At 59.2% G+C, this 17,655-nt stretch carries 18 protein-coding genes; 10 read left to right on the top strand and 8 right to left on the bottom strand.

The features are described 5' to 3' along the window. Positions 1-84 precede the first annotated feature (84 nt). Together retS and AO068_RS14050 are read left to right on the top strand one after the other, a co-directional pair. Positions 85-2,874, top strand: coding sequence for a hybrid sensor histidine kinase/response regulator RetS (gene retS / locus AO068_RS14055; protein ID WP_058408666.1), 2,790 nt, complete (start codon positions 85-87; stop codon positions 2,872-2,874). A 72-nt stretch (positions 2,875-2,946) separates the two neighbouring features. Further along, positions 2,947-3,543 (top strand): MarC family protein, encoded by a 597-nt coding sequence (locus tag AO068_RS14050; protein WP_003313945.1) that lies wholly within the window; start codon positions 2,947-2,949, stop codon positions 3,541-3,543. Positions 3,544-3,549: 6 nt separating this feature from the next. Here AO068_RS14050 and AO068_RS14045 read toward each other — a convergent pair whose 3' ends face one another. The 8 genes from AO068_RS14045 to cobG all read right to left on the bottom strand — a co-directional run bounded on the left by AO068_RS14045 (position 3,550) and on the right by cobG (position 11,176). Further along, on the bottom strand, positions 3,550-4,185 hold the full coding sequence (locus tag AO068_RS14045; protein ID WP_058408665.1) for a hypothetical protein: 636 nt from the start codon (positions 4,183-4,185) through the stop codon (positions 3,550-3,552). A 35-nt stretch (positions 4,186-4,220) separates the two neighbouring features. Next, a complete protein-coding gene (locus tag AO068_RS14040; protein ID WP_058408664.1) occupies positions 4,221-4,856 on the bottom strand; it encodes a hypothetical protein in 636 nt (211 codons plus the stop codon). Further along, positions 4,849-5,547, bottom strand: coding sequence for a hypothetical protein (locus AO068_RS14035; RefSeq protein ID WP_058408663.1), 699 nt, complete (start codon positions 5,545-5,547; stop codon positions 4,849-4,851). The genes AO068_RS14040 and AO068_RS14035 overlap by 8 nt, the downstream gene beginning before the upstream one ends. Before the next feature lie 60 nt (positions 5,548-5,607). Next, positions 5,608-6,432, bottom strand: coding sequence for a hypothetical protein (locus tag AO068_RS14030; RefSeq protein WP_058408662.1), 825 nt, complete (start codon positions 6,430-6,432; stop codon positions 5,608-5,610). Between the two features lie 349 nt (positions 6,433-6,781). After that, positions 6,782-8,482 carry a precorrin-3B C(17)-methyltransferase gene (cobJ, locus tag AO068_RS14025; RefSeq protein ID WP_058408661.1) on the bottom strand — a complete coding sequence of 567 codons (1,701 nt, stop codon included), beginning with the start codon at positions 8,480-8,482 and terminating at the stop codon, positions 6,782-6,784. Beyond that, positions 8,482-9,216, bottom strand: coding sequence for a precorrin-2 C(20)-methyltransferase (locus AO068_RS14020; RefSeq protein ID WP_371875197.1), 735 nt, complete (start codon positions 9,214-9,216; stop codon positions 8,482-8,484). Before AO068_RS14020 ends, cobJ begins: the two co-directional genes overlap by 1 nt. Next, a complete protein-coding gene (locus AO068_RS14015) occupies positions 9,213-9,839 on the bottom strand; it encodes a precorrin-8X methylmutase (protein ID WP_058408660.1) in 627 nt (208 codons plus the stop codon). The genes AO068_RS14020 and AO068_RS14015 overlap by 4 nt, the downstream gene beginning before the upstream one ends. Next, positions 9,836-11,176: a precorrin-3B synthase gene (gene cobG, locus AO068_RS14010; protein WP_080394963.1), complete on the bottom strand. Its 1,341-nt coding sequence runs from the start codon at positions 11,174-11,176 to the stop codon at positions 9,836-9,838. The genes AO068_RS14015 and cobG overlap by 4 nt, the downstream gene beginning before the upstream one ends. Before the next feature lie 125 nt (positions 11,177-11,301). Between cobG and AO068_RS14005 the strand changes: the two genes are divergently transcribed. The 8 genes from AO068_RS14005 (at position 11,302) to AO068_RS13970 (ending at position 17,536) form a co-directional block, all read left to right on the top strand. Then, the gene (locus AO068_RS14005) at positions 11,302-12,504 is read left to right on the top strand and encodes a bifunctional cobalt-precorrin-7 (C(5))-methyltransferase/cobalt-precorrin-6B (C(15))-methyltransferase (protein ID WP_058408658.1); all 1,203 of its coding nucleotides are present in this window, start codon (positions 11,302-11,304) and stop codon (positions 12,502-12,504) included. After that, entirely contained in the window at positions 12,504-13,616 is a 1,113-nt protein-coding gene (locus AO068_RS14000) for a cobalt-precorrin-5B (C(1))-methyltransferase (RefSeq protein WP_058408657.1), read from the top strand. Before AO068_RS14005 ends, AO068_RS14000 begins: the two co-directional genes overlap by 1 nt. Beyond that, the gene (locus tag AO068_RS13995; RefSeq protein WP_058402639.1) at positions 13,613-14,353 is read left to right on the top strand and encodes a cobalt-precorrin-6A reductase; all 741 of its coding nucleotides are present in this window, start codon (positions 13,613-13,615) and stop codon (positions 14,351-14,353) included. The genes AO068_RS14000 and AO068_RS13995 overlap by 4 nt, the downstream gene beginning before the upstream one ends. A 149-nt stretch (positions 14,354-14,502) precedes the next feature. Then, positions 14,503-14,805: a type II toxin-antitoxin system RelE/ParE family toxin gene (locus AO068_RS13990; protein ID WP_005746690.1), complete on the top strand. Its 303-nt coding sequence runs from the start codon at positions 14,503-14,505 to the stop codon at positions 14,803-14,805. Positions 14,806-14,807: 2 nt separating this feature from the next. Then, positions 14,808-15,098 (top strand): addiction module antidote protein, encoded by a 291-nt coding sequence (locus tag AO068_RS13985; RefSeq protein WP_054076832.1) that lies wholly within the window; start codon positions 14,808-14,810, stop codon positions 15,096-15,098. A gap of 70 nt (positions 15,099-15,168) precedes the next feature. Further along, on the top strand, positions 15,169-15,630 hold the full coding sequence (locus tag AO068_RS13980) for a copper chaperone PCu(A)C (protein ID WP_058408656.1): 462 nt from the start codon (positions 15,169-15,171) through the stop codon (positions 15,628-15,630). A 13-nt stretch (positions 15,631-15,643) separates the two neighbouring features. After that, on the top strand, positions 15,644-16,078 hold the full coding sequence (locus AO068_RS13975) for a DUF2946 domain-containing protein (RefSeq protein ID WP_016982355.1): 435 nt from the start codon (positions 15,644-15,646) through the stop codon (positions 16,076-16,078). 84 nt (positions 16,079-16,162) lie between these two features. Next, positions 16,163-17,536 (top strand): PepSY-associated TM helix domain-containing protein, encoded by a 1,374-nt coding sequence (locus AO068_RS13970; RefSeq protein ID WP_058408655.1) that lies wholly within the window; start codon positions 16,163-16,165, stop codon positions 17,534-17,536. Positions 17,537-17,655 lie beyond the last annotated feature (119 nt).

Below are 17,655 nucleotides of genomic sequence, written 5' to 3'. Positions count from 1 at the left end.
GGCCTGTCTCTTCAATCAGAGGCAGGCCGATTTGACCCGGCATTCGCGGTTTTACCCGGCATTCACTCACGAAGGGATTTCATTGTGCGCTGGCTCAGGATTGCCATAGCCTCAATCGCTGGACTGCTGACCCTGCTGTTCATGCTTTCGGCACAGGCCGAGCATGGCGCAGGTTGGTCGACGCTGCTCGACGAAAAGGCCCACCTGACGCTGGATGAAATTCGTTCGGCGCGCTACCAGAATCAATTCAGTCCTATCGAGCTGGAACGAGTCACTGCAGCGGAACGTGACAGTGCGGTATGGCTGCACTACCGCCTGCTGCCTACCCAGCACGAGCAGCTTCTGCGCATCTTCGCTCCGGACCTCGCCAGCGCGGACATGTATGTCATGGACGGCGATCAACAGATTGATCACCTGCGCACCGGCAACGAGGTGCCCAAGGAAGATCAGCGTCTGCCCTCGAACGATTTTCTGCTGCCGATCCCGCAGAGTTCAAACACGCTGGATATCTATCTGAAGCTGGTCTCCACCCAGAAAATGCGCCCCAGCATTACCCTGGAACCGGCCGTCAAAAGCGCCGCCGACGAGACTGAACCCTTCCTGTTCGGGCTGCTTTTCGGTGCGCTGTCGATGCTCATCGTGCAGAACCTGACGCGCTACGGGCATACACGGTCGCGTAGCAATCTATGGCTCGCCGCCTGCGAAGCACTGCTCGGGCTCAGTGCCCTGTTGCTGCTTAACCTGCTCCGCCCGATTGATCCGTGGAATATCGCACAGACCCCCAGCGCACACATTGCGCTATTGCTGGCGGCCGTTGCAGGCCTGATCTACACCTATTGCTTCTTCGTCCATCGCAACGCCCGCAAGCTGGATCGTCTGTTGCTGGGCAACGCCGTGCTCATGGGCATCGGCACTGTGTTGGTAATGCTGGACGACAGACTGCCGATCAACATTCTGACCTTCGGCCTGGTCTCGTTGACGACGTTGAGCATTCTGGCGGTGTCGATGTGGCACTGGCAGAAGGGCTATCGTTCGGCGCGCCTGTTTGTCCTCGGGATGATCATCTTCAATATTGGTTACATGGTGGTTCTGCCGGGCCTGCTGTGGCTGAGTCTGGTGCCGCCACAGTGGCTGATACTCGCGCTGCTAAGCGTGTTCTGCATCAGCGGTCTGTCGATGAGCCTGGCTCTTAGCGAACGCCATCGCAGCATCACCGAAGACCGTTTCAGCCTCAGCCGCGATCAGGCTGCCAGTACTGCCGAAATCAACGCCAAAGCCGAATTTCTGGCCAAGATCAGTCACGAGATTCGCACCCCCATGAATGGCGTGCTGGGCATGACCGAACTGCTGCTCGGTACGCCGCTGTCAGTCAAGCAGCGCGACTATGTGCAGACCATTCACAGTGCCGGCAACGAACTGCTGACGCTGATCAACGAGATTCTGGACATCACCAAGCTCGAGTCAGGGCAGATAGAACTGGACGATGTGCAGTTCGACATCGGCGCGCTGGTCGAGGACTGCCTGAACATCTTCCGCGCCAAGGCCGAGCAGCAGCAGGTCGAGCTGATCAGCCAGATCCAGCCCCAGGTGCCACGCGTTATCAATGGCGACCCCACTCGCCTGCGCCAGACGCTGTTGAGCCTTCTGGAAAACGCCCTGAAGAAGACCGACGAAGGTGAAATTCTTCTGGCAGTTGCCCTTGAGTCTTCGAAAAACGGAAAGACGCGTTTGCGTATTTCAGTGCAGGACAGCGGTGAATCGCTTTCCGACGAAGAACGTGAAGAGTTGCTGCACGCCGAACTGCACAGCCGAAATTTCCTGGCCAGCAGCAGGCTCGGTGGTCATCTGGGGCTGGTCATCGCCCGCCAGTTGATCATCCTGATGGACGGCGAATTCGGTATTCAGAACAGCGGTGCCCAGGGCAACACGTTATGGCTGAACCTGCCGCTGGACGCAAAGCTGCTGGAGCAGCCGACCATCGATCTGGACAGCCCGCTCAAAGATGCCAGAGTGCTGGTGGTTGACGACAACGATACCTGCCGCAAGGTGCTGGTCCAGCAATGCAGCGCCTGGGGCCTGAATGTCAGCGCAGTGGCGTCCGGCAAGGAGGCACTGGCATTGCTGCGGACCAAGGCGCATCTGCGCGACTATTTCGATGTGGTCCTGCTCGACCAGAACATGCCCGGCATGACCGGCATGCAACTGGCCGCCAAGATCAAGGAAGACCCAAGTCTGAATCACGACATTCTGTTGATCATGCTGACCGGCATCAGCAATGCCCCAAGCAAGATCATCGCTCGTAACTCCGGTATCAAGCGCATTCTGGCCAAACCGGTGGCGGGCTATACGCTCAAGACGACGCTGGCAGATGAACTGACCCAGTTGAACAAGGGCGTTGCCGCACAAAAACCCGGCCCGGTCATCAATACGCCGGTCAGCGTACCGGGCGACTTCCGGATCCTGGTAGCCGAAGACAACAGCATTTCGACCAAAGTGATCCGTGGCATGCTCGGCAAGCTCAACCTGAATCCCGATACGGCGAGCAACGGCGAAGAAGCGCTGCGTGCCATGAAGGCACAGCGTTACGATCTGGTACTGATGGACTGTGAAATGCCGATACTCGACGGTTTCTCGGCCACCGAGCAACTGCGTGCCTGGGAGGTCGGCAATCAGCGGGTGCGCACACCGGTCGTTGCACTGACCGCGCATATTCTCACCGAGCACAAGGACCGTGCGCGCCAAGCAGGTATGGACGGCCACATGGCCAAGCCTATCGAGCTTTCGCAACTGCGCGAACTGGTCGAACACTGGGTAGCGCACCGCGACAAGGCTCGCGGACTGTCTTCGGACAGCGAGCAGTATCGACAAAACTGACAGCAACGGGAAAGGCACACAGTGGCCTGATAGACTGGCACTGCCATCCACCTGCTGCTGTGAGTCGAAGCCATGCTTCACGTGTTGTTCAGCGTCTACCTGAAAATGCTGGTGCTTTACAGCCCGTTTTTCGTCCTTTCCTGCTTCATCAGCCTGACCCGCGGTCACTCGCGCAAGGAGCAGCGGCGTCTGGCCTGGAAGGTAGCGCTGGCGACACTGGTTTCCAGCGTCTTGCTGTATCTGTTCGGTAGAGTGATTTTCGATGTATTCGGAATCACGGTCGATGCATTCAGGATTGGGGCTGGCAGCGTGCTGTTCATATCCGCACTGGGCATGGCCCAAGGCAAATCGGCAGTCCAGACCGACAATATCCAGCAGGATGTGACCATTGTTCCTCTTACCATTCCCCTTACCGTCGGCCCCGGCACCATCGGCGCGCTACTGGTCATGGGCGTCAGTCAGCCTCATTGGGATGACAAACTCACTGCCATCCTGAGTATTGCACTGGCCAGCCTCACGGTTGGCGTGGTGCTTTACCTCTCCAACCGCATCGAACGTATCCTGGGCGATCAGGGTTTGCAGATTGTCAGCCGCCTGATGGGGTTGTTCGTCTGTGCGTTGGCGGCACAAATCATCTTTACCGGTATAAGGGGCTATCTGCTGCCCTGATACAACTCAGATACGTGCAGCCCGCACCAGCCCTTGCGCCCTGCCGTCCAGATACCGCGTTACACCATTACGATATGCGGCGTAAATCTTGCGGTCAAAGATGTAACTGCCGCCCTTGAAGTGAAACAGCAGCCGTCGGCTACCCGCCGCGTGCTCGTCCACGCTCAGATGCAGACTGCACAGCAACAGAAGTACCCGATCAGGTTCATACTTCTCGCAGGGCACTACCTGGAAGCTGCCCAGACGGCCTTGTTCAAAGCCGTTTTTAAAGTAAGACTCTGCCGCCTGATTCACTCCCAATGCTGCGACAGCGCGCTGCACCATGCCGCCAAGGCGCTTGCGGTCCGCTGGACTGCTGACCTTGAAGGTCGCCTGTAACAAATCATCGACATTGCTTACGATCAGCGAGTCGCCCAGAACCACGCCTTTTTGCTGTATGCCACGGGTCTTGAGCCGGCTGCGGTAGTAATGCATCCAGCTGCTCCACTGCGTCTTGAAATCAAACTGCTTACCTGCGAACAACTGCGCATCCAGAAGTACATCCTGAATGTCCGTGCGCTCCTCACTTGTAAGCCCCGGAAGAAACGTCACCATACTGGGGATATCGCCCAGGTACGCCGCATTGCCTTTGCCTGCTTTCATTTGAGTAACTCCCTTCCATGGGCACTTGACCGTCGTTATAAATTGATGATTTCAGCGGCAGCAAGATCAGCCAGCATGTCCTGAACAGTCTGGCGAAAAGGTTCGAAGCTCTTGCGACTGAACCGAAACGCAGTACCAACAGCATGTACTTGCATTTCTCCGCCAAGAATCTGCCAGAAATAAAGCGCTGGCCTCGACGCAACGGTGGTCATCTGCAGGCTGCACAACAGGATCATCACCTCGTCTTCGCTGTGCATTGCACAAGGCATGAGTTGAAAGCTTTCAGAACGTCCAAACGTAAACCAGCTGCTGAAAAATGTCTTCGCATGATCACTGCTCAGCAGCCTGTCGAGTGAGCTGCGATAGAGCCGGCGAAGCTCGACGGAGTTATTGACCATTGGAAGCTGCAATTTGCCAATGTCCCTGAAACTGTGAATTCTCAAGCGCACGTCGTTAATCACCGCGCTGCGCCGTCCACCCGTTGCAAGAATGGCTTGCTGGTAAGCGTCCAGCCATGAACGCCAGGCCATGCGCGGGGAATGCTGGTCATCCGCAACAAGTTGCGCATGATGCAGACAGTCCTGTACGTCCTGACGCAAACCGGGCTCTACATTACGGGCGAACGACAGGAGATTGGCCCCTGCCAGCAGAGTCTCATCCAGATCAGACATAAGGCGTTGCCCCAAGCGACATGATCATACCGGGACGCCTGCTCGACAGCGCCGTATCGATGTCATCGCGAAACTGCGAATAGACCTGTTCAATCAATTGCATTTTATAAACGGTCACAGCGATGTTGCCGTAGACACTTTGCGGTTCAAGTACTTCGAAAAGAAAACCGGATGGCAACGGCTGACGTGTGGCGAACTGCAGCTGCGCCAGCGTCAGGTTGTGCTGATCGTCGAAGAACCCCAGTTGCAGGACCACGCTGACCTGCAATTTTCCCGCATGATTCAAACCGCTCTGTACCGTCTGGCTACGCAGCAACTGAAGCACCGTGTTACTAGCCGATTGCTTGCACACTTTACGCATCAATGTTTCTGCGCCCCGCAGGGTCTGCGCTGCCACTGACGGTGCAAGGGCACGCTCGAGGCAACTCCATACGGTCCGGACAGCATCTACCGGCAAAGGCTCGCTGACATGTTCGCTGGCATTCAGTACCCAGCCGAAACGCAGAGCCGCAGCAAGGCGGGTTTCATTCCATTTTTCGAACTCGGCAAACCTGGGGTGCTGCTTCGATGCGGCCAACTGCACGTACAGCATCGAGTCCAGCACATCGTTTTTCGGAGCGACCTGCTGCGAGGTGGGGAAAAACAGCAAACAGCCGGCATTGACGACTGCGGCATCCAATTCCTGCTTCATGGGAGAAATTCCTTTTTATCCCGAAAGCGGAGGCAACCCCTGCCTCCGCAAATAACCCGATCAGATTTCAAACTCTTCGATCGCGCTTTTGGCGTTGTCGCTCAGCTTTTGCTGGACCAGGTCGCGATGGCGCGAATACAGGCTCGTGTTGAGCACCAGATTGTCCTCGCCTTTCCAGGTTTCAACGTTTGTGTCCTGCCACTCCCAGAACAAGACATTGGTGACGTTACTGTCGGTCTGGAAACTGACCGCGCCCATGGACAGAGTCACGGTCTTGTCATCGGACTCGATGCACGAGGCAATGCGAAAACTGCCGCCGCGGTGGGTTTTTGCCTGGCTTTCAAACAGGCGAAGAGGCTCTTTTTTGGCTTTCAGCGCAGCGATGGCATCCGCAGCGACCTTGAGCATCAGCAGCGATGCAGGCCCAGGCAAAGCGGCAGCCGCAACAGCCGAGCCAAGGATCTCAAGGCCGACTTCGTCCATGGTGAAACGCTGCTGGGTAGCACGATAGCGGGCATAGTTCCAATGGGTGGAAAGCCAGCCAACCTTCGAGAGTACTTCGTTGAATTTGTCGTACCACTGATCACCCTGGGTTTCAGGGCTGAACGCCTTGTTGGCCACAAGGGTGGCAAACAGAAAGGAGTCCATGACGTCTTGCTTGCTCTGCAGCGAAACGCCCTCGGCAAATGCCACCAGACTGCTTGCAACCACGGCCCCCTTGGCAGGTTCATCGCCTGGGTCAAAGTCAGTCTCGTCACTGGCCAGAAGCAATTCAGGCTTTATGGCTGCTGCGTGGGCGATGGACGAAGCAGGGCATTGAGCCAGCTCACAAGCGGCAATGTAATCAAGGTTGTCGGTCATGCTCATCGTATTGTCCTGTTTCATTTCATTTAGTCCTTTAATTCATGAGTCCTTGTGGACAGATACGAGACTAATCAAATAAATCAGGCTGTTTTTCCGAAACTTTCGAGCGGTCTATTGATGGCTTTTCGAACTGCCGCGGCAACACTTTATGGCCCGCGCAAAACTCAAGCTGCGCTAAGCCCCCGGTAAACAGCGGGCGAAAGAACAATCCGTGGCAGGACAGAGAAAAAAGCCACAAGCCTGGCAGCTTGAAGAACACCCGTTCGCGCAAGCAGCCAGGCCGAAAACTCGGCCTGAATGCCTGTTGATACGCAGAGGTTTCAGCACTTTCCCACAGTAAATTCGATACAGGTACGACAAGCCTATGGGCTCAGGCTGTAGGTTTCGCGCCATACCAGCGCGGCGTATAGACCCAATTGCCGCCTTCGTTGCGAGGAAAGGTGCAGGTCAGGGAAGAGCCGATCAGCACCATGGTTCGCATGTCCACCTGCTCCGGCGTCAGTTCACCCAGCGTAATGACGCGCAGTGTCTGGCCAGGACGACCGATGTCGCGCCCAAGCGTGATGGGCGTTTCAGGAGTGCGGTGCTGGCGAACTATCTCCAGCGCACGCCCCAGTTGCCAGGGTCGTGAACGGGAAATCGGGTTGTAGAAGGCCAGCGCAAGGTCTGCCTGACAGGCAAGGTCCAGACGCTTTTCGATGATCTCCCAAGGCTTGAGGTTATCGGACAGCGACAACACACAGAAATCATGCCCCAACGGCGCACCAGCCTGAGCGGCGGTTGCCAGAGAAGCCGAGACACCCGGGAGAATCTCCAGCTCGACAGAGTGCCAGTGCGGGTTGCCGGACTCGTGCAGCGCTTCAAGCACTGCCGAGGCCATGGCGAACACGCCCGGATCACCGGACGACACCACAACCACCGAACGACCTTGCGCGGCCAGTTCGAAGGCATGCCGGGCACGCAGCATTTCTTCGCGATTGTCGGTGCAATGCAGCACCTGATCGGCACGAAACGGCCCGGCCATGCGCACGTAGGTTTCGTAACCCAGCACATCATTGGCGCGTGCCAGTTCAGCCTTGACCGCAGGCACCATAAGGTCCGCTGCGCCGGGGCCCAGGCCGATGACTGCAAGCCGGCCACGCCCACGGCCGATGTTCTGCACATCCAGCGGTTGAGTCGCGACGGCAATCGCCATGTCGTCGACGCTGAGTGGCGGCAACCGTTGCGGCACGCAGCGGGAGGCCATTTCGCTGGCCGCCCCAGCCTTGTCGAAGCGCACCGGGACGCCCAGCTCGCTGGCTGCCTGATGCAACTGCGCGTTGGCCATCTGCTCTTCGCTGGTCAGCAGACAAGCCAGCGATTGCTCGGCAATGCTTGCGTCGTGCAACGCCGAGCGGACCCGCATAGCCAGTTCAGCGGTTATTTCGCTGACGGCGACCAGTACACTGCGCGGGTAGATCAGTAATTCATGGGGAGCGGGCTCACGTAGGGCGCAGCCGACATGAATCGTCAGCTCAGCCTGCGGATCTTCGGGCAGTTGTGCTTGCTCCAGCCAGGGTGCCTCGCCTTCAATGCGCACCGGCTCGCCGGAGAGCAAGTCGGAAACAAAACGCTTGCCCAGCTCCAGGTCGCCCAGTGCATAGCCGCTGGGCGGGTTGAGCAGGCAGGTGCCGAAGCGCAATTCGCCGCTGGTGGTGATTGCCGGTGCAACGCCAAGCCCGTTGGCAATGCTGCGCGCCATGACATTGACCCCGCCCAGGCCACCAAGCAGTGGCACCACTGCACTACCGTCCTCAGCTACGGCGAGTACCGGCGGCTCGACGCCCTTCTCCAATAGCAGCGGGGCCAGGGTGCGAATCACTATGCCAGCGGCACACAGGGCGATAATAGGGGTGTTCTGCTGATACAACTGACGCAGCGTGCTACCGAATTCGCTGTAGGTAATGTCAGCGTTCTGCACACGCTCGGCCAGGCCATGAATCTGCGCATCGGGAAACAGCTGCTGAATGCGCCGCGCAGTAGCCAGGCTGCCATTGCCGAGAATAACGATGGCTGGAATGTTGAGAGTCATCAGCCTTGCCACCTGTCACCCGGAACGATAATCAGCGAAAAATACGGCGAAGACATCGGGTCTACCTGATCCAGCGGTACTATTTTCTGGTTGCTCATGGTCGCGCGCTCGACATACAGCGCACGCCCGGCCATGCCCAGCTCGGTCAGCACTTCACGAACCTTGTGAAAGTTGCGACCCAGTTTCATGATCACCGCGGCGTCGGCATCAGCCAGCTTGCGTTTCAGGTCCTCGTGGGACAGCACGCCGGACAGCACCGACAGGCTCTGGTTGCGATACACCAGCGGCGCGCCCAGTACAGAAGCACCACCAAGCATCGAACACACACCCGGAATCACTTGCGCCTCGTAGCGCTCGGCCAGGCGGTCGTGCAGGTACATGTAGGAACCGTAGAAGAACGGGTCGCCTTCGCAGATCACCGCTACGTCACGCCCGGCATCCAGATGCGCCGCAATGTGCAGGCTGGACTCGTCGTAGAAGTCGCTGATGACTTTTTCGTAGGACAGCGGCGCTGGCAAGGCCTCGGTGGTGACCGGATAGACCAGTGGCATCAACGTTTGAACGTCCTGCAAGTGCGCTTCGATAATGCCGAATGCGTTGCCCTTTTTACCCTTGGCCACGAAGTACGCCACCACAGGCGACTCCCGCAGCAGGCGCAGCGCCTTGACGGTAATCAGCTCCGGGTCGCCGGGGCCGACGCCCAGGCCAATCAATCGACCGCGTGCCTGCATCATTCGATCTCCGTGGCCAGTGCATTGACAGCGGCCACGGCCATGGCGCTGCCGCCACGACGACCCTGCATGATCACAAATGGCACGCCACGGCTGTCTGCGGCAAGCATGGCCTTGGACTCGGCAGCGCCGACAAAGCCAACCGGAAAGCCGAGAATCAGCGCTGGTTTCGGCGCGCCTGCATCGAGCATTTCGAGCAGATAGAACAGCGCAGTCGGCGCATTGCCGATGACCACTACGCTGCCTTCCAGGTACGGACGCCACAGCTCCAGCGCCACAGCAGAGCGCGTATTGCCCAGTTCGAGCGCCATTTCCCGCACGCCTTCATCGTGCAATGTGCAGATGATCTGGTTGTTGGCGGGCAGCCGGGTACGGGTGATGCCTTCTGAGACCATGCGTGCGTCGCAGAGAATCGGTGCACCGGCGGCCAGGGCATTGCGCCCGGCTGTACCGGCACCCGGCGAGAAGCGCAGGTCTTCGATGACTTCGACCATCCCGCAGGCGTGGATCACGCGCACGGCGAGTTTTTCCAGGTCTTCGGGGATCGTGTCCAGGCGCGCTTCGGCGCGAATGATCGAGAAGGAGTTGCGATATATCTCCTGACCATCGCGGATGTAATCAATCATGCAATGTTGCTCCGTGAGTCGGCGTTCAACTGCGCACCGACTGCTTCAATAGTAAGGTCACGCGCGCGCAGCACACCGAAACCGGCATGCGCTGCGTCGCGAAAATAAAGGTCGTAACGGCCGGGCGAAACGGCCAGCAAGGTTACCGGCGCTACGTGAGCAGCAGCGCAGGAACGCGTGCAACCGCTTAAATGAACGGCCTGACTGGCAACCAGGCCGGTAGCCAGTTGCAGCGCATCAGCCTTGGTATCGGCCAGCCCTTTTGCACAGCCGGCAGAACCGGTACACGCCACCATTTGCGCCAGTGGCTGTTCGGCCGAACAGATCAGACCCGCGGCCTGCAACGCCGTCATCACTGTTGCAGCGCGCTCGACCGGCACATTGGGCAACAGCAGGCTCTGCCAGGGCGTCAGGCGCAAAGTGCCGTCGCCCTGCTCTTCTGCCAGTTGCGCGACGATGGCGAGCGTGGCGGCATCAAGACGCCCCAGCGGAACCACCGCCCCCACCGCAACCCGCGCAGGCTCGGCCTGTGGATAAATACCGATATGCCGATTGCCCTGAATGGCCGGGCGCTGCCAGCCGGTGACGGCTTGATCCACCCGCAACGCGCAGTCCAGCCGGGTAGAAAGCTCGCGCAACACATCGTCGGTCGACACCTCGGCCAGCAGATGCCGCATCCGGGTATGCTCCGGGCGGGCCAGATCGAGGAACAATTCCAGCAACCCGACAACCAGCGTTTCTCCAGCCGCCAGCGGCACAGCGGCCAACGGTCGATCATTGGCCGGGCAACCGGCCAGCCCGAACGCCAGCAGCACTTCGCCGTCGAGGTTCAGCGCCGACAGCCACACATCATGCGCGTGTTCGAGCATCACCAGCGCTTCACCAGCATCCAGCGACAACGCAAATTTGGGTGACAGTTCACGGAAGCGCGGATGATTTTCCAGCGCATCGAGAACCTGCGCCGCCAACGGTCGGGCATCGAACAGCATGCGCGAATCCAGCCCCGCGGTCGGGCTGAGCATCAGGTTGCGCACATCGTCACTGGCAGGGTTGGCCGGGCCGAGTCCTGCCGCCATCAACGCCTTGATCAACCCATCGTGATCAGCGCCGATGCCGCGAATTTGCAGGTTGGCGCGGTTGGTGGCTTCGATAACGCCCTGTGCATAAGTCTGCGCAGCCTCTGCAACCGCCATTGCCTGCACACTGCTGATGACCCCGCCCGCCAGCTTGATCCGGCAGATCCCGCCGTCCAGTGCCGAGACGATACGCAGCAACCCCGGACAGGCCGAGGGGCGTAGCGTTGCAGAGGATGTGCGAGCGGACTGCGGCTCGTTCAATGGATCACCCGGTATGAACTGGACGTGGATTAGAGCACTTGTACCCCGTCGGGCGCGGTATTATGCCTGCTTTGTCCGCAGGCATGAAAAGGCGCTCTGTCGGAAGTTCGGATTGAGGTAGGTACATGTCGCCGTGGCTGACAGTCGTGGGAATCGGAGAAGACGGTTACAAGGGCCTGGGCAAGAACGCCCGGCACGCTCTGCTGCACGCTGATCAGGTGTTCGGCGGTCCGCGCCAGCTGGCATTGCTGCCGCCGTGCATTCGCGCCGAGCGGCGTGCATGGCCGAGTCCATTTTCGCTGAACCCGGTGCTGGAACAGCGCGGTGCCGAAATTTGCGTACTGGCCAGTGGCGATCCGATGCTGTTCGGCGTCGGCGCCAGCCTGGCACGCGTAGTCGCCATCGACGAAATGCGTATTCTGCCCGCCCCTTCTTCTTACTCTCTGGCCGCCGCTCGTCTGGGCTGGCCGTTGCAGGAAGTCGTTACCTTGTCAGTGGTTGCGCGTCCGGTAACCGCATTGAACGCTCATTTCCATCATGGCGTACGTCTGCTGGTGCTGAGCAATGATGGCAGCAGCCCCGCAGTGATTGCCGGTTTGCTGCGCGAACGAGGCTTTGGCCCTAGCCGCATGACGGTCCTGGAGCACCTGGGAGGTGAAGCAGAACGGCGCGTCGAGGGGCTGGCCAGTGAATGGGGCAATCCCGAGATCGCTGCACTGAACCTGGTTGCCGTCGATTGTCGCGCCGACGCCAGCGCCATTCGCCTGAGTACAGTGGCCGGTTTGCCAGACAGCGCTTTCGAGCATGACGGCCAGTTGACCAAACGCGACGTGCGGGCCATCACCCTTGCCCGCCTTGCTCCGGTGCCGGGTGAACTGCTTTGGGACGTCGGCGCGGGCTGCGGTTCCATCGGCATCGAATGGATGCGCGCGCACCCAACCTGCCGGGCGATGGCCATAGAAGCGGACGAAGGCCGTCAGCAACTGATCGAATTCAATCGCGATGCGTTGGGCGTGCCGGGCCTGCAATTGGTCCGTGGCAGCGCGCCACAGGCGCTGAGCGGTCTGGAGCGTCCGGATGCGATTTTCATCGGCGGTGGCGTGACCCGTATCGGCGTGCTGGAAACCTGCTGGGAGCAGTTGCGCTCCGGCGGGCGGCTGGTCGCCAATGCAGTAACCCTGCAAAGCGAGGCTGCACTCATGGCCTGGCGCGATCGGCATGGCGGCGAACTGACGCGTATTCACGTCGCCCATGCTCAGCCTCTTGGCGAGTTCGATACATGGCGTCAGGCCTTGCCGATCACTCTGCTGGATGTAGTCAAACCCTGATGCGCGAAGAAACCGCCGAACAGCCTGCTCCGCTACGCAGTGGCCTGACCACTGGCAGCTGCGCCACCGCAACCAGCCTCGCGGCGGCGCGGCTGTTGCTCAGCGGGCAAATCAGCGATGCGGTGGAAATTGTGTTGCCCAAGGGTAAACAGGTGCAGATGCGCCTGGAGTTCTGCCGCCTTGTGGATAACGTCGCCGAAGCCGGAACGCTCAAGGATGCCGGGGACGATCCCGACGTTACTCACGGCGCGCTGGTGTTTGCGCGCGTCAGGCTGGAAATGGCACCCGGCGTGCGCTTCGTGGCAGGCGCAGGTGTAGGCAGCGTGACCCGCCCCGGCCTGGTGTTGGCGGTGGGCGAGCCCGCCATCAACCCGGTGCCTCGACGCATGATGACCGAACACTTGCTGCAGCTGGCGGAAGAACTCGGCTACAGCGGTGGTTTCGAGGTTACGATTGGCGTCGAGGGCGGCGAAGCGCTGGCGCTCAAAACCATGAATCCGCGCCTCGGTATTCTCGGCGGGCTGTCGATTCTCGGCACCAGTGGGATTGTCCGGCCCTTCTCCTGCGCGGCTTACATCGCGTCGATCCATCAGGGCATCGACGTCGCCACCACCAACGGCTATCGGCATATTGCCGCCTGCACCGGCAACGCCAGCGAAGACACCATGCGCCGCGTGTACAACATCCCGGATATCGCCCTGATCGAAATGGGCGATTTCGTCGGTGCAGTGCTCAAGCACCTGCGCAAGGTGCCTGTGGATAAGTTGAGCCTGTGCGGTGGCTTCGGCAAGATCAGCAAACTGGCAGCAGGCCACATGGATCTGCACAGCCGCCATTCGAGCATCGACCTGCTGCAACTGGCGCTGTGGGCGGCGGATGTCGGCGCGGACGCAGACCTGCAACAACGTATTCGCGATGCCAATACCAGCCAGCAGGCGCTTGCGATGTGCGCAACGGCGGGCGTGCCGCTGGGTGATGAGGTGTGTCGTCATGCGCTGGCTTTTGCCCGTAGCGTGGTGCCTGCACAGGTTCAGGTCGAAGTGTTCGCCATCGACCGCCAGGGCGGTATCGTCGGTCAGGCGGGCGTTGCGTTATCGAAGGAACACACATGAAACGAATTCTGCTGTTGGGCGGCATTACCGAAGCGCTGGCGATTGCACGCAGGCTCGGGCCTGAGCATATCTATAGCCTGGCAGGTGTGGGTCGAGTGCCGGCAGATCTGGCCTGTCAGTTGAAAGTTGGCGGCTATGGCGGCGCAGAGGGCATGGCGCAATACATTCGTGACCAGGGCGTCGATTTGCTGCTGGACGCAACCCATCCGTATGCTGCGCAAATCAGCCGCAACGCTGCATGTGCGGCCCGGCTGACTGGAATTCCCTGCTGGGCCTTGCGCCGCACTGCCTGGCAGGCTGGTGCGGGTGATGACTGGCGTGAAGTGGCCGACTGGTCAGAACTGGTCACGGCACTGGCGCCCTTCAAGCGGCCACTGTTCACGCTAGGGCGCGAGCCTTTGCAGCATCTGCACGAGATTCCGGAGCATCAATTCTGGACGCTTCGGGCATTGGACAGCTACCCCGGCAATGACCACTGCGAAGTGATCGGCGCGCGCGGCCCGTTTGCACTGGAAAACGAACGTCAGCTGTTTGAACAACGCGATATTGATGTGCTGATCAGCAAAAACAGCGGCAGCAACTCCACCGAACCCAAGCTTGAAGTCGCCCGCGAGCGCGGCCTGCCCGTCCTGATCCTGAAACGCCCGGAGTTGCCTGAGGTGGATCGGATTTTGTGGAGCGTGGATGAGGTGCTTGAGGCGTTGGGGCTTGTTGACGATCAGATTGACAATGCCTGAAATCTGGTTCCTTAGAGGGCCTTTCTTCATTTTCTGAGGGAAAATTCCGAACATCCCAGAGTCTCTTGTTTAGGACAAACTTGATAACTAGCCTGCGCGACCAACAGCTGGTAACTTATCGAGGTGTATCCCAAGGGATACTCGAAAATATGAATCGCTTTGAACAGACACCCGCTTTTGCGGAGTGGTTAAGGTCGTTGAAGGACTCCATTGGCAGAGCTCGAATTCTGGCTCGAATAAGAGCAGCAGAGCTCGGTAACTTCGGGGACTGCGATGCTTTAGGTCAAGGCGTCAGAGAGCTACGAATACACCATGGACCAGGTTATCGGGTGTATTTTGCCCGACGCACGGGTGTGGTTTACCTGCTCTTGATCGCTGGTGACAAATCGTCTCAAAAGCGCGACATAAAATTTGCCAGACAGCTGGCGAGAGAGCTCTGTGAGAGGGAGTAACCATGAACAACGAGACGACACCGTTCGATACCGTCGACTATTTGAAGACACCTGAAGATATGGCCAATTATCTGGATGCGTGTCTTGAAGAGGATTCAGGAGACGGGCTGCTCATAAGGGCCGCGCTGAACGACATAGCAAGGGCTTATGGAATGACACAAATCGCACGTGATACAGGTCTTGGTCGTGAGAGCCTCTACAAAGCGCTGGGTGCAAACGGTAATCCAGAGTTCACGACCATCATGAAAGTCGTGAGGGCGATGGGGATCAAACTACACGCAAGTACGCGCTAAAAAACTCGAAATAGCACGCTTGCCCGCCTCTCTCACCTCAAATACCTGAACGTCACCGGAGAATCCCCGCATGCTCAAAAACGCACTCCTGCTGACCGCATTACTGCTGCCATCCTGCTTCGCCCAGGCCCATGAGTACAAGGCTGGGCCGTTGCTGATTAGCCATCCCTGGTCAATGGAGCTGCCGCCCAATGCACCGACGGTCGCGGCGTATTTCACTGTCGAGAACAAGGGCGACAGCGCAGATCGTCTGATCAGCGTCGACAGCCCCATCGCCGGGCAAGCGCAGTTGCATGAGCATATACACGCCGACGGGCTGATGAAGATGCAGCACGTTCAGGCGGTCGACATCCCGGCCGGTGCGAAGGTGAGTTTCGCGCCGATGGCCTGGCACGTGATGCTGCTGGACCTCAAAGACCGTTCGAAGCTGGTTACAGGCCAGCGCTTCCCGATGACCCTGCACTTTGAAAAGGCGGGAGATGTCGAGGTGCAGGTCGTGGTACAAAAGCAGGCTCCGGAACACCAGCACTGAGTCGTTTTACAAAGTGAGCACATTGCGCCGCGTTCGCGACAGATCAGCCACCCGTAACAAACGGGGCGCATGGCTGAGTCTGTTCGCCATGTTGATGATCTTTATCGGTCCACTGGTTTCCCAGTCGATGCCGATGGATCATCACGCCGGCATGTCGATGTCCATGCCAGCCAGTATGGATATGTCGGCAGACAGCCACGCCCATCACGGCGGCGAGCATGCCATGCCTGCCGACGCGGGCATGAGCGATCACGCGCTGTGGGCAAAATGCGGCTATTGCACACTACTGTTCAGTTGCCCGGCGCTGCCCCATGTGCTGGAACTGGTCGCAGCCCCGCCGCCAAGGCCGGGTGATTTCTTTGCCTCGCAGCCGCTGCCGGGGCATGCACACAAGGCTATATTCCCCAATGCCCGAAGCCGGGCACCGCCAGCGCTCACCACGGCATAACTCGAAAAAAAGATTCCACGACGGCGCGCAGCTCAAGGCTGCGCGCCATTCGTGCTGTGTTATCCCTATTGGGGAGCGTTTAACGTGTCCAAACCTGATGTCTCTTTTTACAACCTTGCCTGGCGATGGCATTTCTACGCAGGGCTGTTCGTCGCGCCGTTCATGATCCTGTTATCGCTGACCGGCATCATTTACCTGTTCAAGCCGCAACTGGACAACCTGATGTACCACGACCTGCTCAGCGTGGCACCGGCCGAGCACCGCCTCACTGCCGACGAGCTGCAACAGCGGGTAAAGAGTGCTTACCCACAGGCAGCCATTGGCAAGTATTTCCCGCCGTTAAGCGCCGAGGGCAGTGCGCAGTTTGTGATCAGCGAACAGGGCCGGGAGGTGAATGTCTTCATTGACCCCTATCGCGGCGAGATTCTTGGCACTCAGGACGCCAAAAAGAACCTGCAGGCGATTGCCCGCGCACTGCATGGCGAGCTGATGATCGGTACGCTGGGTGACCGGCTTGTCGAGCTGGCGGCTGGCTGGGGGATTGTGCTGGTGGTCTCCGGCCTTTATCTATGGTGGCCCCGAGGCCGCTCGGCCGCCGGCGTGTTCTGGCCACGCCTGACCGCCAAGGGTCGCGTGCTGTGGCGTGATCTGCACGCGGTGACCGGTTTCTGGGGTGCGTTTTTACTGCTGTTCATGCTATTGAGCGGCATGACCTGGACCGGGCTATGGGGCAAACAATACGCGGCGGTGTGGAACACCTTTCCGGCAGCCATGTGGACTGACGTGCCCAAGTCCGACAAGCAGGCTGGCGAGTTGAACAATGCCAGCGTGCAGACCGTGCCATGGGCCATGGAAAATACGCCGATGCCGGTTTCAACCGGCGAGCACGCCGAGCACATGGACCACATGCATATGTCCAGCGCACCGGCAGCGCCAACCGTGTCATTGCAGCGAGTTGTCGACATTGCACGCGCCAGAGAGATCGTACCGGGCTACAGCATCACCCAGCCTAAAACAGCTGATGGCGTGTTCACTGTGTCGGTGTTCGCCGACGACCCGCGCGATGACGCGACGCTGCATATCGATCAATACACCGGCAAGGTGCTGGCCGACGTGCGCTACGTTGATTACAGCGCAGTGTCCAAGGCCACCGAGCTGGGCGTAATGCTGCATGAAGGAAAGTTTTTCGGCTGGATCAACCAATTGCTGATTCTGCTGGTTTGCCTGATGGTACTGCTCAGCTCGGTCAGTGGGTTGGTGATCTGGTGGAAGCGCCGACCTCGAAGCGGGCTGGGTGTACCGCCATTGCGCCACGACCTGCCACGCTGGAAAACCGCGACGGTGGTCATGATTGCCCTGGGCGTCATATTCCCTCTGGTGGGTATTTCGATGCTGATTGTCTGGGTGCTTGATCGAATAGTGCTTTCACGCTTTGCCAAAACTGCGGCAACAGCTTAGATTGCTCGCTGCGGGGCCTGAAACCATTGAGTGGCGTTGTGATGAATTCCTCCTCATACCCGGTTTCAGGTCCCGCCCTGCTTTGAACCTTCACGCCCCCGAAACTTCCTACCGACCAG

Origin of the sequence: Pseudomonas sp. ICMP 3272, assembly GCF_001466905.1 — a bacterium.
Classification (GTDB): Bacteria; Pseudomonadota; Gammaproteobacteria; order Pseudomonadales; family Pseudomonadaceae; genus Aquipseudomonas; species Aquipseudomonas amygdali.
This window is presented reverse-complemented; position numbering and strand designations above follow the sequence as displayed.

What these genes read in the sequence shown, in the direction of transcription:
- AO068_RS14040 (WP_058408664.1), bottom strand. Translation starts at nt 4,856, where the DNA reads ATGTCTGATCTGGATGAGACTCTGCTGGCAGGGGCCAATCTCCTGTCG.
- AO068_RS14000 (WP_058408657.1), top strand. Translation starts at nt 12,504, where the DNA reads ATGCGCGAAGAAACCGCCGAACAGCCTGCTCCGCTACGCAGTGGCCTG.
- AO068_RS14035 (WP_058408663.1), bottom strand. Translation starts at nt 5,547, where the DNA reads ATGAAGCAGGAATTGGATGCCGCAGTCGTCAATGCCGGCTGTTTGCTG.
- AO068_RS13990 (WP_005746690.1), top strand. Translation starts at nt 14,503, where the DNA reads ATGAATCGCTTTGAACAGACACCCGCTTTTGCGGAGTGGTTAAGGTCG.
- AO068_RS14005 (WP_058408658.1), top strand. Translation starts at nt 11,302, where the DNA reads ATGTCGCCGTGGCTGACAGTCGTGGGAATCGGAGAAGACGGTTACAAG.
- AO068_RS14045 (WP_058408665.1), bottom strand. Translation starts at nt 4,185, where the DNA reads ATGAAAGCAGGCAAAGGCAATGCGGCGTACCTGGGCGATATCCCCAGT.
- AO068_RS13985 (WP_054076832.1), top strand. Translation starts at nt 14,808, where the DNA reads ATGAACAACGAGACGACACCGTTCGATACCGTCGACTATTTGAAGACA.
- AO068_RS13980 (WP_058408656.1), top strand. Translation starts at nt 15,169, where the DNA reads ATGCTCAAAAACGCACTCCTGCTGACCGCATTACTGCTGCCATCCTGC.
- AO068_RS14030 (WP_058408662.1), bottom strand. Translation starts at nt 6,432, where the DNA reads ATGAAACAGGACAATACGATGAGCATGACCGACAACCTTGATTACATT.
- AO068_RS14020 (WP_371875197.1), bottom strand. Translation starts at nt 9,216, where the DNA reads ATGATGCAGGCACGCGGTCGATTGATTGGCCTGGGCGTCGGCCCCGGC.
- AO068_RS14015 (WP_058408660.1), bottom strand. Translation starts at nt 9,839, where the DNA reads ATGATTGATTACATCCGCGATGGTCAGGAGATATATCGCAACTCCTTC.
- AO068_RS14050 (WP_003313945.1), top strand. Translation starts at nt 2,947, where the DNA reads ATGCTTCACGTGTTGTTCAGCGTCTACCTGAAAATGCTGGTGCTTTAC.
- AO068_RS13995 (WP_058402639.1), top strand. Translation starts at nt 13,613, where the DNA reads ATGAAACGAATTCTGCTGTTGGGCGGCATTACCGAAGCGCTGGCGATT.
- cobJ (WP_058408661.1), bottom strand. Translation starts at nt 8,482, where the DNA reads ATGACTCTCAACATTCCAGCCATCGTTATTCTCGGCAATGGCAGCCTG.